12 protein-coding genes and 1 pseudogene are annotated in these 14,121 nt (G+C 50.5%); 10 read left to right on the top strand and 3 right to left on the bottom strand.

The genetic code is table 11. The annotated features are described in order from the left end of the window. Positions 1–270: pseudogene (locus PPL9_RS12450) on the bottom strand (porin family protein); the annotation flags it as partial. Positions 271–520: 250 nt separating this feature from the next. Continuing rightward, positions 521–1,120 (bottom strand): TetR/AcrR family transcriptional regulator, encoded by a 600-nt coding sequence (locus PPL9_RS12445; RefSeq protein WP_057462990.1) that lies wholly within the window; start codon positions 1,118–1,120, stop codon positions 521–523. A 209-nt stretch (positions 1,121–1,329) separates the two neighbouring features. Between PPL9_RS12445 and PPL9_RS12440 the strand changes: the two genes are divergently transcribed. After that, positions 1,330–1,683: a carboxymuconolactone decarboxylase family protein gene (locus tag PPL9_RS12440; RefSeq protein WP_057462989.1), complete on the top strand. Its 354-nt coding sequence runs from the start codon at positions 1,330–1,332 to the stop codon at positions 1,681–1,683. 138 nt (positions 1,684–1,821) lie between these two features. Next, the gene (locus PPL9_RS12435; protein WP_208989340.1) at positions 1,822–2,646 is read left to right on the top strand and encodes a nucleotidyltransferase domain-containing protein; all 825 of its coding nucleotides are present in this window, start codon (positions 1,822–1,824) and stop codon (positions 2,644–2,646) included. 142 nt (positions 2,647–2,788) lie between these two features. Here the strand turns inward: PPL9_RS12435 and PPL9_RS12430 are convergent, their stop codons facing one another. After that, positions 2,789–3,166, bottom strand: a complete 378-nt coding sequence (locus tag PPL9_RS12430; protein ID WP_057462987.1) for an MAPEG family protein — start codon at positions 3,164–3,166, stop codon at positions 2,789–2,791. A 262-nt stretch (positions 3,167–3,428) separates the two neighbouring features. Here PPL9_RS12430 and PPL9_RS12425 point away from each other — a divergent pair, with 262 nt between their 5' ends. The 8 genes from PPL9_RS12425 (at position 3,429) to odhB (ending at position 14,102) form a co-directional block, all read left to right on the top strand. Beyond that, positions 3,429–3,887, top strand: coding sequence for a hypothetical protein (locus PPL9_RS12425; protein ID WP_057462986.1), 459 nt, complete (start codon positions 3,429–3,431; stop codon positions 3,885–3,887). A gap of 188 nt (positions 3,888–4,075) precedes the next feature. Next, a complete protein-coding gene (locus PPL9_RS12420) occupies positions 4,076–4,615 on the top strand; it encodes an AprI/Inh family metalloprotease inhibitor (protein ID WP_057462985.1) in 540 nt (179 codons plus the stop codon). 234 nt (positions 4,616–4,849) lie between these two features. Continuing rightward, positions 4,850–6,007, top strand: coding sequence for a cell division protein ZapE (zapE, locus tag PPL9_RS12415; protein ID WP_057462984.1), 1,158 nt, complete (start codon positions 4,850–4,852; stop codon positions 6,005–6,007). A 188-nt stretch (positions 6,008–6,195) separates the two neighbouring features. Then, positions 6,196–7,158 carry a malate dehydrogenase gene (gene mdh / locus PPL9_RS12410; RefSeq protein WP_057462983.1) on the top strand — a complete coding sequence of 321 codons (963 nt, stop codon included), beginning with the start codon at positions 6,196–6,198 and terminating at the stop codon, positions 7,156–7,158. Positions 7,159–7,251: 93 nt separating this feature from the next. Then, on the top strand, positions 7,252–8,451 hold the full coding sequence (gene sucC / locus PPL9_RS12405) for an ADP-forming succinate--CoA ligase subunit beta (RefSeq protein WP_057462982.1): 1,200 nt from the start codon (positions 7,252–7,254) through the stop codon (positions 8,449–8,451). After that, a complete protein-coding gene (gene sucD / locus PPL9_RS12400) occupies positions 8,451–9,374 on the top strand; it encodes a succinate--CoA ligase subunit alpha (protein ID WP_057462981.1) in 924 nt (307 codons plus the stop codon). Before sucC ends, sucD begins: the two co-directional genes overlap by 1 nt. A gap of 183 nt (positions 9,375–9,557) precedes the next feature. Next, positions 9,558–12,527 (top strand): 2-oxoglutarate dehydrogenase E1 component, encoded by a 2,970-nt coding sequence (locus tag PPL9_RS12395; protein WP_057462980.1) that lies wholly within the window; start codon positions 9,558–9,560, stop codon positions 12,525–12,527. A gap of 66 nt (positions 12,528–12,593) precedes the next feature. After that, a complete protein-coding gene (gene odhB / locus PPL9_RS12390) occupies positions 12,594–14,102 on the top strand; it encodes a 2-oxoglutarate dehydrogenase complex dihydrolipoyllysine-residue succinyltransferase (RefSeq protein WP_057462979.1) in 1,509 nt (502 codons plus the stop codon). The last annotated feature ends 19 nt before the right edge of the window (positions 14,103–14,121 follow it).

Below are 14,121 nucleotides of genomic sequence, written 5' to 3'. Positions count from 1 at the left end.
ATATACCCCACCGGCCCCGCCGTTATACTGCGTACCACTGTTGTTGAAGCGGTTCGTGCCATGAAGGCGGGCCCAGCCACCCTGCACACCAAGATAGAAGCCATCCCAGTCATATTCAGGTGGGGTGATCAGCCCATCAACAATTTCTTCCTCGTAAACTTCATAGGGCTCTTCCACCTCTACACCAGGTGGGTATTCAACAGCATAGGAATGGCTGCTGAAGCCGAGCAATCCCAATACCGCAAACGCAAATACTCTTAAGCGACTCATTGGTTCCCCCAAAATACGCAAGAGGATGACACGGCTAAATAATCAGACGTGATAGGTAACTTGATACAAATAAGTCTAGAACTGCGATCTTTATAAATGCTTGATTTTAAAAAGGAAAATTTGCGTTAAGGCTAGTTGAAATTGACAAGCGCTGATGTGCTGATTTCTTAGTTTCAAGGGGTAAATATCTGCAATCCCTACGAAACCGTCAATGAGCTCATGGTGGGTTTACAAAAAAGTCAGCAACTCTCTAGCGTCGCTCAACGCCTCGCAGAACCAGCTTGATAACGCCAATGCATTCTTTGCGCTGTATCTCATAGGGTTCGTGGCTGTGCAGTTGAGGAAAGCGGAACTTCATCGTTGCAGCGTGAATGTGTCTTGCCACCTGACTGACTTCTCGTAGGTCAAATTCCTCAGCAAGGTTGCCGGAATGCAGGATAGTGTGCATTGGTTGTCGCACAAGCCGGAACAGTTCTTCAAAGTCTTCCGGGCGCTTCTGTTCCAGCACCTGCAAGCAGTCTGCCAGACCCTTGTTGAGTTCCAACAGGCGATAAGTCTCTTCAAATTCCATCATGAGAAACTTGCTCAGACGTGCTGAGGCACTGGCGTTGGGGTCAGTCGCTGTTTCTAGGCGCGCAACCAGCTTCACGACTTCTGCAGCGACAACAGCACAGGCAAGGTCTATCTTGCTTGGGTAGAAGTTATAGATGTGTGCCATTGAGATACCTGAGGCATCTGCAATCTCGCTCACCGAGGTTTTCTTGTACCCTTGGGTGAGGAATGCATCACGGGCGGCAGCGAGCAGGTCAGCAGCACGGCCCTTTGCAGTCAGGATTTCTGCGATGGACATATCAATTTCCGAAAATGAAAAAACGAGAGTTCCTTCAGTAATCATAGCTGAGTAGAGATTGCAATGACGTATGCGTCATATTAACGGACAAATTATGTAAAAACACGAATGATATTAATGTGCTAAGCGCAATTTCTTTGATTTTAGTCATTGTTGGATTTTTGCGAATTATTAGTATTAGTAATATCTAATATAAAAGGAGTCGAAGCATGGCTGTAGAAAATTGGCAAGAATTCCTCACCCAAACGGATGGTCGCATCGCTGAACTGCGCCCAGGTATCCCTGGCGTCATGAAGGGATTTGGCGAAATCGCGAAAAGCGCGATTGGAACCGGCGCTCTTGAACCGAAGCAAAAAGAGCTCATCGCGATCTCCATCGGTGTTGCTGCACGCTGTGATGCTTGCCTTGGATACCATGCAAAAGCCTGCATCAAGTATGGTGTAACCCGTGAAGAGTTGATGGAAGCTCTCGGTGTGGCTGTTTACATGGGTGGTGGACCTTCCCTCATGTACGCAGCAGAAGCGCTCAGTGCATTTGATGCTCTGTCTTCAGAAGCAAAATAAGAAGTGACGTATCTTCACCCAATCTCTCTGTTTTCCTAAAACTTAGAGAGCAAACTGCTTGCGTGCACTTGCCCTGAATTGCGTTCAAGGGTAAGTGCAACGAGGGGAAGCCTCTTAGATTTCAGGTAGGCAATATTGGTGGGTGCACCTTCACAGGTTGGTTCGGAAAGCTCTTCTGTTTTTATGGAGCTGGAAAAGAGCTTTCGTGACTTGGAAAACGAAAGAAATCTGCGTGTCCTGCACGCGGGCGATCTTTCGCACCTGTATCTTCATAAAAAATCTGAAGCCCACTATGCCAATTGTCGGTTCATCTACATTCGATCAATTGAGCACTACCTTTCTCTTTTTCCGGTCGATGAGACGGTAGATGTTGATGTGAATGTCCCGGCAAATGTGTCTGGCTGGGACTTGAAAAAAACGCTCATTGCGCTGTTAAAAGGCAATCCTGAACCGCTTGATTGGGTTCAGTTGAAGGATCCATATGCGGGGCATGATGAGTTCCCGAAATCGTTGATCTCCTTTGCCCTTGAGCATTGTGACCCGGTTCGCTTCGCGCTTTATCATTACAATCGGATTGAGCGACAGAAACACCGGTTTGACGGTGTGTCACTTGGCGAGATCGTGCCTGAACGCTTATATGACCTCATCCGCTCATCATTAGTGTTGCGCTGGTACAATCAGAATCGCTATCAGGGCGTTCCGCCTTCTCGCCTCTCAGATATTGCCGAGGCGACCTTTATTCGCCCTGTGCTACGTGGTGAGATTGAGGAGTTGGTAGAACGTAGCGAGGCTGGGATGATCAAGGATGTCGTTCGCCCTGCTGGCGCTATCAATGATCTGATCTTGGCTGAATTGGAGGCTGGCCCTGCATTGCTGGCCCGCCGTCGTCGCCAGTTTACTCAGGAAACGGCTGCCCAAGCTGATCGTTTCTTCCTGAAATGGGCGGTCATCCCTAAAAACTAAGGGTCTCACAGGGCCTTCTGTTTACTTCTCTCACCTGTAGTCCTGCAGAAACAGCAGAACCGTGCCAGTTTGCGTGAGAAAGATCTTTACCTTTCTCACAATACCTTGAAATCGCGGGGATTATGACCCCCAGCGCTTGCTGTTATGACCACGCCGGAGACGTGAACAGCGCAACGGCGCAAATCAAACCAACGAACCAGACAAGAGAACGCAGAGTGGCGCGGTTAAGCCAATAGCATGCGACGTACAGCACGCGCATTGCGATGAACAAACCGCACAATCTTTCAATCCAGTCTGGGTCACCGCCATAGGCGAGGGCAACGAGCACAGATACTGCATAAAGAGGGAAAGCTTCGAGTCCGTTGATCTCTGCGGAGCGCGCGCGCAAGCGAAATCCTTCTTTCCAATATTCTGGGTCTCTTGGGTTTGAGTTGTCGAACTTGCGGGAAAATTTGGCAGGAAGAACAGAAAGCCATGGCATCAGACCGGCAATCAGTATGGTCCATAAAGGGAAAGACATTGTGCAGCTCCAAATAAACTCAGAAAAATCGGAGCCTTTATACAGGCATAAAGAAGCAAAGTGAACTGAGTTCACTTAGGTTTGAAGCCTTCATTGCGAATATTTCCGCACTTTGGCTTCGCTCATTCCAATTCTAATCGCAATTATTTTAAGCGCATCGTCTGGTTGTCATCGATCCGAAGAAAAAGGGCACTATGAAGTGCTGGAATCGAGTGACACCGAATGATTGGACATTGTCCGGCGCTCCAGTGGAGACGTGCCTATGACTAAGGCAAATGTACTGTTTGTTTGCGTAGATAATTCATTTCTGAGTCTGGCTGCAGAAGCCTACTTAAACCATACCTCCATGGGAGAGTTGCGTGCCTTCTCTGGTGGCCCCTTGCCACGAGAGGAAATGGTTTCGCTCACCAAGAAAGTTCTTTTCGCCAACGGTATGGATGAGGGAGGATTGCATCCGAAGCCCTGGACGATTTTTTCGCTGCCCCATGCGCCTCAACCTGACTACATAATAAGACTTCAGACGAGTGTGCTTCTTGACAAGCAACCAATGTGGCCTGGTCATCCAGTAAAGTTGAACTGGGATATCTGTCTAGATGAAGATGTTCCACGAAACATAAAAGAGGCAACAGATGCATTCCGCAAAATTAAAGAATCTATAGATCTTGCAACCTCCTCTAAGGTTTTTTCTAGTGATTCTCTAAATTGGCGTGCTGCTTGTTAAGGTTGGCTGGCCCAATGCTTTATGAGAGTTGTCAGATTTTCCCATGTTTCCCTTAGGAAATAGGGGTTTCAGTGGGAAACTCACATTTTTTTGAGTGGTAAACCTTTCACCTGCCTTGTTTTAGGGGCAGTTTCTTAAGGTCTTTATGGTTAATACGCCTTAATTCACAAGGCTGGGATGACACCACTATGAATCGTAGTTTGACGATTGCATTTGTTTCTGTAATTGCACTTTCCACAATAGCGTGCCAACGGACGACGTATACCCGTAGCTATGTCTCTCCGTTGCCTGCTTCTCCGATCTCTCCAATCGAAGGTCAGACCCTGTCGCCGATCACTCCTGGTCAGCCAGGCTCTGAAGGCCAGATCTTGGTTGACGGTCAGGACGCGAACGCTAATTCGCAGGTTGTTTCTGCACCTCCTGCTCCAAACGTCAATGCAACAGGTGGCTCTGTGGGCCGTACTGATCTGCTTGGCGGCTGGAGCGTTTCTTCAGGTGGCGACAATTGTAAGCTCTTCATGACGCTGACCAAGTGGAGCGGCGGCTACCGTGCGAACACACGCGGCTGTAGCGATGCAACGCTCTCTCAGATCTCTGCATGGAATCTGAATGGCAGTCAGGTTGTCTTGAAAGACGCTGGCGGCGGAAATGTTGCGACGCTCTCTGGTGCTGGAACCAACTTCTCTGGTCAAACAGCGAACGGTGCTCCAATCAACTTCGCCCGCTAATCATCATCTGATGATTCTATAAATTTCGAAGCGTTGCGCCAATATCAGGTGCAGCGCTTTTTGTGTTTGCTTAAGTGCGCCGCAGAAGTTGATCGGATGTGAGACGTTGGTTTTACGAATAAACCCTATTGTACTTGCGTCTGGGTAGCGGTCTCCTTTATGCCATGGGCAAATATAGCCCATCGGATCGGCGTGATTTGCCCTCTGAAATACAGCTTAAGGAATGTGAGCTCCGTGCTTGAGAATACGTCTAACCTAACAACCGTCTTTGCCCACTACGAAGCGATGGTCGCGCGGGGCGACCTGGAAGCCGATCCAGCGCAAATTCAGGTGGCAAAGTCTCTGGATGCTTTGACGGCAGAAATGGCGCAGCGGAAGCCAGAAGAGAAAAAGGGGCTGTTAGGTCGCCTGTTCGGAAAAGGCAAAGAAGAGCCCGACTACATCAAAGGCCTGTATGTTTGGGGTTCTGTAGGGCGTGGCAAAACCATGCTCATGGATTTGTTCTACGATCTAAGCCCTGAACCTAAAAAGCATCGTTCTCACTTCCATGAGTTTATGGAGGAGATCCATGATCGCATATTCATGGTCCGTAAGCAGATCAGTGCTGGAACGATCAAAGACCGCGATCCGATCATCCCGGTTGCTGAGGAGATCATCAGCACAACGCGTCTCCTGTGCTTTGATGAATTCACTGTAACCGATATCGCCGATGCCATGTTGCTTGGACGGCTTTTCGGTAAATTGTTCGAGGCTGGCGTTGTCGTCGTGTGTACCTCAAACGTGGTGCCGGATGAGCTCTATAAAGACGGACTGAATAGAAATCACATTCTTCCATTCATCCGTTCTTTGAATGAGCGAATGAGTGTCATTCACTTGGATGCGCCAACCGATTACCGCCTTGAGAAGCTCTCCGGCTCAGATACGTACCTCGAGCCGCTTGGTTCTGAGAGCCTCCAGAAGATGGAGAAACTTTGGGCCAGCATGACCTACGGCCTTCAATGCCATCTTGTTGAGTTAGAAAACAAAGGCCGGAAAATACCAGTAAGCCGCACTTGTAGCGCGATTGCCTGGTTCACATTTCAGGAATTGTGCTGCACCCCGCTAGGGCCCTCTGATTACCTGCGTATTGCACATGCTTTCAACACAGTTTTCCTCGAAGGTGTACCTGTCTTGGACAAGGCGCGTAGGAACGAAGCAAAGCGATTCATCAATCTGATTGATACGCTCTACGACAATCACGTTCATCTCGTGATTCAGGCAAGCGCAGAGCCGCAGGAGCTCTATGTTGCCTCATCTGGAACCGAAGCATTTGAGTTTGATCGGACAGCTTCGCGCTTGATCGAAATGCGTTCGGAAGAGTACTTGATGCGTGAGCATAATATCGAAACCTGAAAAAATTTAATTTTATTCAGAAATGACGTATTGAGAGCTTATCCAAACTGCTAAAAAAACGTCATTTTACGGAAAATAACGCGGATGTGTGCTTCATTTGGGTTGCGCACATCCGTCAAAACCGCTACCCACTGCGACAAATAGGCACCATATATCATGGTTCTATGTTACGTAAAGGGGAGCTCCTCATGGCGCGCAACAAGATTGCTTTGATTGGATCCGGTCAGATTGGTGGCACACTTGCACACCTCGCTGGTCTGAAAGAACTGGGTGATATCGTTCTGTTCGACATCGCTGAAGGTATGCCTCAGGGCAAAGCTTTGGACCTGGCAGAATCTTCTCCAGTTGACGGCTTTGACTCTGGTCTGTCTGGCACAAACACCTATGAAGGCATCGCTGGTTCTGATGTCGTCATCGTGACTGCAGGTGTTCCTCGTAAACCTGGCATGAGCCGTGATGATCTGCTTGAAATTAACCTGAAGGTTATGGAGCAGGTTGGCGCTGGTATTAAGAAGTACGCTCCAGACGCATTCGTAATCTGCATCACCAACCCGCTCGACGCGATGGTTTGGGCTTTGCAGAAATTCTCCGGTCTTCCAGCAAACAAAGTTGTTGGCATGGCTGGCGTATTGGATAGCGCTCGCTTCCGTTACTTCCTCGCTGAAGAATTCAAAGTATCCGTAGAAGACGTAACCGCATTCGTTCTTGGCGGTCACGGCGATACAATGGTTCCACTGACACGCTACTCCACTGTTGCTGGCGTTCCACTCACCGATCTGGTGAAAATGGGCTGGCTCACAGCAGAGCGTCTCGAAGAAATCGTTCAGCGCACCCGTGATGGTGGCGCAGAAATCGTTGGTCTTCTGAAAACTGGTTCCGCATTCTACGCACCAGCTGCATCTGCTATCGCAATGGCAGAAAGCTATCTCAAAGACAAAAAGCGCGTTCTTCCATGTGCTGCATACCTTGATGGCCAGTATGGTCAGAAAGACATGTACCTTGGCGTGCCAACTGTTATTGGCGAAAACGGCATCGAACGTATCATTGAAATTGATCTCAATAGCGATGAAAAAGCGATGTTCGACAAATCCGTTTCTTCTGTAAACGGCCTTGTTGACGCTTGTAAGAAAATCCAGCCTGCTCTGGCATAAGCCACGCAAGCTATGATCTGAAAGACTGGCAGCTCTAGGCGTTGCCAGTCTAGCTCCCTGCTTCGGCAGGGCCCCTTAGAATGGGAAGGGCAGATGAACATACATGAATACCAGGCCAAACAGGTCCTGAAGGAATACGGCGCACCTGTTGCTGAAGGTGTTGCAATTTTCTCCGCTGATGAAGCTGAAGCCGCTGCAAAAAGCCTTCCAGGCCCGTTGTGGGTTGTGAAGTCTCAGATCCACGCAGGTGGTCGCGGTAAGGGTAAGTTCAAAGAGCTCGGCCCGGAAGCAAAAGGCGGCGTTCGTCTTGCATTCAACTTGGATGAAGTAAAGTCCCACGCTGCTGACATGCTCGGCAACACACTGGTGACTGCGCAGACCGGTGATGCTGGTAAAGTCGTGAACCGCCTTTACATCGAAGACGGTGCGGACATTGACCGCGAACTGTACCTCTCTCTGCTCGTCGACCGCACATGTGGTCAGGTTGCTTTCGTAGCATCCACTGAAGGCGGCATGGATATCGAGGAAGTTGCGCACAATACGCCAGAGCTTATCCTCACTCTGCCAATCGATCCGCTTCAGGGCGTGACCGAAGACAAGGCATCTGCTCTTTGTGACACCCTCAAGCTTGAAGGTGAAGCACGCGCGGATGGTATGAAGCTGTTCCCAATCCTCTACAAAGCATTTGTAGAAAAGGATATGGCGCTTCTCGAAATCAACCCATTGATCGTTATGGAAAGTGGTCGTCTGCGCGTTCTGGATGCGAAAGTATCTTTCGACGGCAACGCACTGTTCCGCCACGAAGACATTGTTGCCCTACGCGATAAAACCGAAGAAGACGAAAAAGAGATCGAAGCTTCCAAGCACGACCTCGCTTACGTTGCTCTTGACGGTAACATCGGCTGCATGGTGAACGGTGCTGGTCTGGCAATGGCGACCATGGACATCATCAAGCTGTATGGTGCTGAACCTGCAAACTTCCTTGATGTTGGTGGCGGCGCTACCAAAGAGAAAGTAACCTCTGCGTTCAAGATCATCACGTCCGATCCAAACGTTCAGGGCATTCTGGTCAACATCTTCGGTGGCATCATGCGCTGTGATGTGATTGCAGAAGGCGTTCTGGCTGCTGTTAAAGAAGTTGGTCTTCAGGTTCCTCTCGTTGTGCGCCTCGAAGGCACCAACGTTGAGCTTGGCAAAAAGATCATTAGCGAAAGCGGCATGAATGTTATTCCTGCTGACGATCTCGACGATGCAGCTCAGAAAATCGTGGCTGCTGTGAAGGAGGTCGCATAATGTCTATCCTCGTCGACAAAGACACTAAAGTCATCGTTCAGGGTCTGACCGGTAAAACCGGCACATTCCACACTGAGCAGGCTCTGGCATACTTCGGCACCCAAATGGTTGCCGGTGTACACCCTAAAAAAGGCGGCGAAACCTGGTCTTCCGGACTTGAATCTGCTGCTGAACTGCCAATCTTTGCTTCCGTTAAAGAAGCGAAAGACGCAACCGGTGCAAACGCTTCTGTTGTTTACGTCCCACCAGCAGGTGCAGGCGCAGCAATCATCGAAGCTATCGACGCTGGCATTCCTTTCATCGTTTGTATCACTGAGGGTATCCCGGTTGCAGACATGGTGAAGGTTAAAGCTCGCCTCGACGCATCCGACAGCCGTCTTCTTGGTCCAAACTGCCCAGGCGTTCTGACACCTGAACAGTGTAAGATCGGCATTATGCCTGGCTCCATCTTCCAGAAGGGCTCTGTAGGTATTGTTTCCCGTTCAGGTACACTTACTTATGAGGCAGTCTTCCAGACTTCGCAGGAAGGCCTCGGCCAGTCCACTGCAGTCGGCATCGGTGGTGATCCTGTAAAGGGCACTGAGTTCATCGATATGCTGGACTTGTTCCTGGACGATCCAGAAACAGAATCCATCATCATGATCGGTGAGATCGGTGGTTCTGCAGAAGAAGAAGCAGCTGAATGGCTCAAAGAACAGGCTGCAAAAGGCCGTTCTAAGCCAATGGTTGGCTTCATTGCTGGTCGTACAGCGCCTCCAGGCCGTACCATGGGTCACGCAGGTGCTGTGATCTCTGGCGGTAAAGGCGGAGCGGACGACAAGATTGCTGCAATGGAAGACGCGGGCATCCGTGTATCTCCATCCCCAGCTAAGCTTGGCAAGACCCTTGTTGCTCTTCTCGAAGAGTTGAAGCAGGGTGCTTAAAAATTACACCTCCTATACCATTTAGGAGGCATACTAAATCGACTGTCGGTGAATCACTTTCATCGACAGTCTTGAGAAGGCAGTAAGTCCCCAGGCTTGCTGTCAGTCGCGGGACCCAAGGGTATGTGGTGTGTGACACCCGCCCAAAGAAAGTAGGGCGGATCAACAGTCCGCTTAAAAACGATGGCTCGGCAGGACGCGAACAACGTATTCGCGCTGACGTCGTTTCTTTACGGCGCCAACGCTCCTTATATTGAAGAGCTTTATGCTCAATATCAGGAAAACCCGAATTCACTTGACCCCGAGTGGAAAGAATTCTTTTCTTCGCTTCAGGACAATCCAGAAGACGTAATCAAGGAAGCTCGCGGAGCAACCTGGCAGCGTTCTGATTGGCCAGTTCCAGCAAATGGTGAACTGGTTTCAGCTCTTGATGGCGACTGGCCCGCTGAAAAAGAAGTCAGCAAAAAGATCAAGTCCACGGCCAAGAAGAATGGTGTTGAGCTAACCGAAGATCAGGTGCTGCAGGCAACTCGCGATAGTGTTCGTGCGATCATGATGATCCGTGCTTACCGTATGCGCGGCCACTTGCATGCTGATCTTGACCCGCTCCGCCTTGCTGTTCCTGGTGACCATGAAGAGTTGCATCCCGCGACCTATGGCTTCTCTGAAGCGGACTGGGATCGGAAGATCTTCCTGGACAACGTTCTGGGTATGGAATTTGCTACCATCCGTGAGATGCTGGAAATTCTGAAACGGACCTATTGCTCCACTCTTGGTGTTGAGTTCATGCACATCTCTGATCCTGCTGCAAAAGCATGGATCCAGGAGCGCATTGAAGGTCCGGACAAACACGTTGCCTTCACACCAGAAGGTAAGAAAGCGATCCTCAATAAACTTGTTGAGGCCGAAGGCTTTGAGAAGTTCCTTGATGTAAAATACACCGGTACAAAGCGTTTCGGTCTGGACGGTGGTGAAGCACTGATCCCGGCGCTTGAGCAGATCATCAAACGCGGTGGTGCTCTTGGTGTTAAAGACATCGTTCTGGGCATGGCGCACCGTGGTCGTTTGAACGTTCTGTCTCAGGTGATGGGCAAGCCACATCGCGCGATCTTCCATGAGTTCAAGGGCGGTTCATACGCTCCTGATGATGTGGAAGGCTCTGGTGATGTGAAGTACCACCTTGGTGCTTCTTCTGACCGCTCTTTCGACAACAACAACGTTCACCTGTCTTTGACAGCGAACCCGTCTCACCTTGAGATCGTAAACCCGGTTGTTCTGGGTAAGGTCCGCGCCAAGCAGGATCAGCTTTCTGATTGGAAAGAGACATCGGAGATTGACCGCAGCAACGTCCTCCCATTGCTTCTGCACGGCGATGCTGCGTTTGCTGGTCAGGGTGTTGTCGCTGAATGTTTCGGTCTGTCCGCGCTTCGTGGTCACCGCACTGGTGGTTCGATCCATGTGATCATCAACAACCAGATCGGCTTTACAACCAACCCACGTTTCTCACGGTCTTCACCTTATCCTTCTGACGCCGCGAAAGTGATTGAAGCGCCGATCTTCCATGCAAATGGTGATGATCCGGAAGCTGTTACTTTTGCTGCAAAGATTGCGACTGAATATCGTCAGAAGTTCGGACGTCCGGTTGTGATTGACATCATCTGTTATCGCCGCTTTGGCCATAACGAAGGTGACGAGCCTGCGTTTACGCAGCCGATCATGTACCGCAAGATCCGCAAGCATGAAACAACCCTTCAGATCTATGCTGACAAGCTGGTCAAAGAAGGTCTGATGTCTGCTGAGGACGTTAATAAAGCAAAAGCTGACTGGCGTTCGCATCTGGATCGTGAATTCGAAACAGGCCAAACCTACAAGCCAAACAAAGCCGACTGGCTTGATGGCCGTTGGTCTAAGATGAAGGTTGCGAAGGAAGTTGACGAGCCGCGTCGTGGTTCGACTGGTCTTCCAATGGATGAACTCAAAGAACTCGGCGGCAAGCTGACCAATGTGCCTGATGATTTCAATGCACACCGCACGATCCGCCGCTTCATGAACAACCGTGCCAAAATGATCGAGACCGGAGAAGGTATCGATTGGGCAATGGGTGAGGCAATGGCATTCGGTGCATTGCTGAAAGAAGGCCATTCCGTTCGCTTGTCCGGTCAGGATTGTGAACGCGGCACCTTCTCTCAACGTCACTCCGTTCTGTATGATCAGGAAGACGAAGGCCGTTACATCCCGCTGAACCATGTTGGTGAAAAGCAGGGCCGTTATGAAGTCATCAACTCAATGCTTTCTGAAGAAGCAGTGTTGGGCTTTGAATACGGTTACTCGCTGACAGAACCAAATGCGCTGACCATGTGGGAAGCACAGTTCGGTGACTTTGCAAACGGTGCGCAGGTACTGTTCGACCAGTTCATCTCCTCTGGTGAGCGTAAATGGCTGCGTATGTCCGGTCTGGTCTGCTTGCTGCCGCATGGCTACGAAGGTCAGGGTCCTGAGCACTCCTCAGCACGCCTTGAGCGTTTCTTGCAGATGTGCGCGGAAGACAACATGCAGGTAGCCAACTGTTCGACACCGGCTAACTACTTCCACATCCTTCGCCGTCAGTTGAAGCGTGACATTCGTAAGCCACTCGTTCTGATGACGCCAAAGTCTCTGCTCCGCCACAAGCGTGCAGTTTCCAAACTGGAAGACTTCGGCGCAGACGAAAGCTTCCACCGTCTCCTTCACGATGATGCTCAAACGAACCCAGGTTCAACTGTTGAGTTGAAGAAGGATGAAGACATCCGTCGCGTGATCCTGTGTACAGGCAAGGTCTACTATGACCTGCTCGAAGAGCGTGAGAAACGTAACATCAACGATGTTTACATCCTCCGCGTTGAGCAGCTCTACCCGTTCCCGACCAAGTCCTTGTGCGTAGAGATGGGCCGCTTCAAGAATGCAGACGTAGTCTGGTGTCAGGAAGAGCCGAAGAACATGGGCTCATGGTTCTTCATTCAACAGTACATTGAATGGGTTCTGGAGCATGTGAATGCAAAAGTGCATCGCCCGCGTTACGTTGGCCGGCCACCAGCTGCTGCAACAGCAACCGGCTTGATGTCAAAGCACTTGGCTCAGCTACAAGCTTTCCTCGACGATGCATTCGCCGAGTAAGTACCTCGTAATCAGGTAAGTCCGACAGGCCTTTCAGGGGCCCTGAAACGAAAAGAGATAGAGACAATGGCGACGGAAATTCGAGTACCCACTCTGGGTGAATCCGTAACCGAGGCAACAATCGCTCAATGGTTCAAAAAACCGGGCGATGCAGTGAATGCAGATGAGCCACTGGTTGAGCTGGAAACAGACAAGGTAACTGTTGAAGTACCTGCGCCTGTAGCCGGTAAACTGGACAGCATTGATGTGAAAGAAGGCGATACTGTTGAAGTTGGCGCCCTTCTTGGTTCCATCGCAGAGGGCGCAGCTGGTGCTGTGTCCGCTCCTGCTGCCGAAGCTGCACCGGCTGCTAAAGCTGCGCCTGCTGCAGCTGCTGAAACAGTTGAAGTTCTGGTACCACACGCTGGTGAAAGCGTTACCGAAGCTGAAGTTGGCGAATGGTCAGTTAAAGTTGGTGACGTTGTAAAGGCTGACGATATCCTCGTTGAGCTGGAAACAGACAAAGCTGCTCAGGAAGTACCTAGCCCAGTTGCTGGTACTGTGGTTGAAATCGCTCAGGCAACTGGCGCAACTGTTGAGCCGGGTAACCTGCTCTGCAAAATCGCAAAAGGCGACGGCACAGCTGTTGCTGCTGCTGCTCCGGCAGCTGCCGCTCCTGCGCCAACTGTTTCTGGCACAAGCATGCCAGCAGCACCTTCTGCAGCAAAGATGATGGCTGAAAAAGGCCTCTCTGCTGATCAGGTTGCGGGCTCCGGCAAACGTGGTCAGGTTCTTAAAGGTGATGTTCTCGCAGCTGTTGCTGCTGGCGTTTCTGCTGCTCCGGCAGCCGCTCCGGCTCCTGTTGCAGTGCGCGCCGTTTCGGCTCCGACTGACGAAGTGCGTGAAGAGCGTGTTCGCATGACCAAGCTGCGTCAGACGATTGCGCGCCGCTTGAAAGATGCTCAGAACACTGCGGCTATGCTGACCACTTACAACGAAGTGGACATGAAGCCGATCATGGACCTCCGCAAGCAGTACAAGGATATCTTTGAGAAGAAGCACGGCGTAAAACTTGGCTTCATGGGTTTCTTCACCAAAGCAATTACCCATGCTCTTAAAGAAATCCCGGCTGTAAACGCTGAGATCGATGGCACTGACATCATCTACAAAAACTACGCGCATATCGGTGTTGCTGTTGGCACTCCGAAGGGTCTTGTGGTTCCTGTTGTTCGTGATGCAGACCAGATGTCTATTGCTGAAATCGAAAAAGAAATCGGCAACCTCGGTCGTAAAGGCCGTGATGGCAAGCTCTCCATGGCAGACATGCAGGGTGGTACCTTCACCGTTTCCAATGGTGGCGTCTACGGCTCCCTGATGTCCTCTCCAATCCTGAATGCACCGCAGTCCGGTATCCTCGGCATGCACAAAATTCAGGAGCGCCCGGTTGCGATCAACGGTCAGGTAGAAATCCGTCCGATGATGTATCTGGCTCTGTCCTACGATCACCGTATCGTTGACGGCAAAGAGGCAGTGACCTTCCTGGTTCGCGTTAAAGAGAGCCTTGAAGATCCACAGCGTCTGATTCTGGACCTCTGATGTAAACGTGCCCGGCACT

The sequence above is a fragment of the Pseudovibrio sp. POLY-S9 genome, assembly GCF_001431305.1.
Taxonomy (GTDB): Bacteria; Pseudomonadota; Alphaproteobacteria; order Rhizobiales; family Stappiaceae; genus Pseudovibrio.
The sequence above is the reverse complement of the archived record's forward strand: the minus strand, read 5'-3'. Positions and strand labels throughout refer to the sequence as shown.

Bases quoted from the DNA above. Each gene is read 5' to 3' on its own strand.
- PPL9_RS12445 (WP_057462990.1), bottom strand. From the start codon at position 1,120: ATGTCCATCGCAGAAATCCTGACTGCAAAGGGCCGTGCTGCTGACCTG.
- PPL9_RS12440 (WP_057462989.1), top strand. From the start codon at position 1,330: ATGGCTGTAGAAAATTGGCAAGAATTCCTCACCCAAACGGATGGTCGC.
- PPL9_RS12430 (WP_057462987.1), bottom strand. From the start codon at position 3,166: ATGTCTTTCCCTTTATGGACCATACTGATTGCCGGTCTGATGCCATGG.
- PPL9_RS12425 (WP_057462986.1), top strand. From the start codon at position 3,429: ATGACTAAGGCAAATGTACTGTTTGTTTGCGTAGATAATTCATTTCTG.
- PPL9_RS12420 (WP_057462985.1), top strand. From the start codon at position 4,076: ATGAATCGTAGTTTGACGATTGCATTTGTTTCTGTAATTGCACTTTCC.
- mdh (WP_057462983.1), top strand. From the start codon at position 6,196: ATGGCGCGCAACAAGATTGCTTTGATTGGATCCGGTCAGATTGGTGGC.
- sucC (WP_057462982.1), top strand. From the start codon at position 7,252: ATGAACATACATGAATACCAGGCCAAACAGGTCCTGAAGGAATACGGC.
- sucD (WP_057462981.1), top strand. From the start codon at position 8,451: ATGTCTATCCTCGTCGACAAAGACACTAAAGTCATCGTTCAGGGTCTG.
- PPL9_RS12395 (WP_057462980.1), top strand. From the start codon at position 9,558: ATGGCTCGGCAGGACGCGAACAACGTATTCGCGCTGACGTCGTTTCTT.
- odhB (WP_057462979.1), top strand. From the start codon at position 12,594: ATGGCGACGGAAATTCGAGTACCCACTCTGGGTGAATCCGTAACCGAG.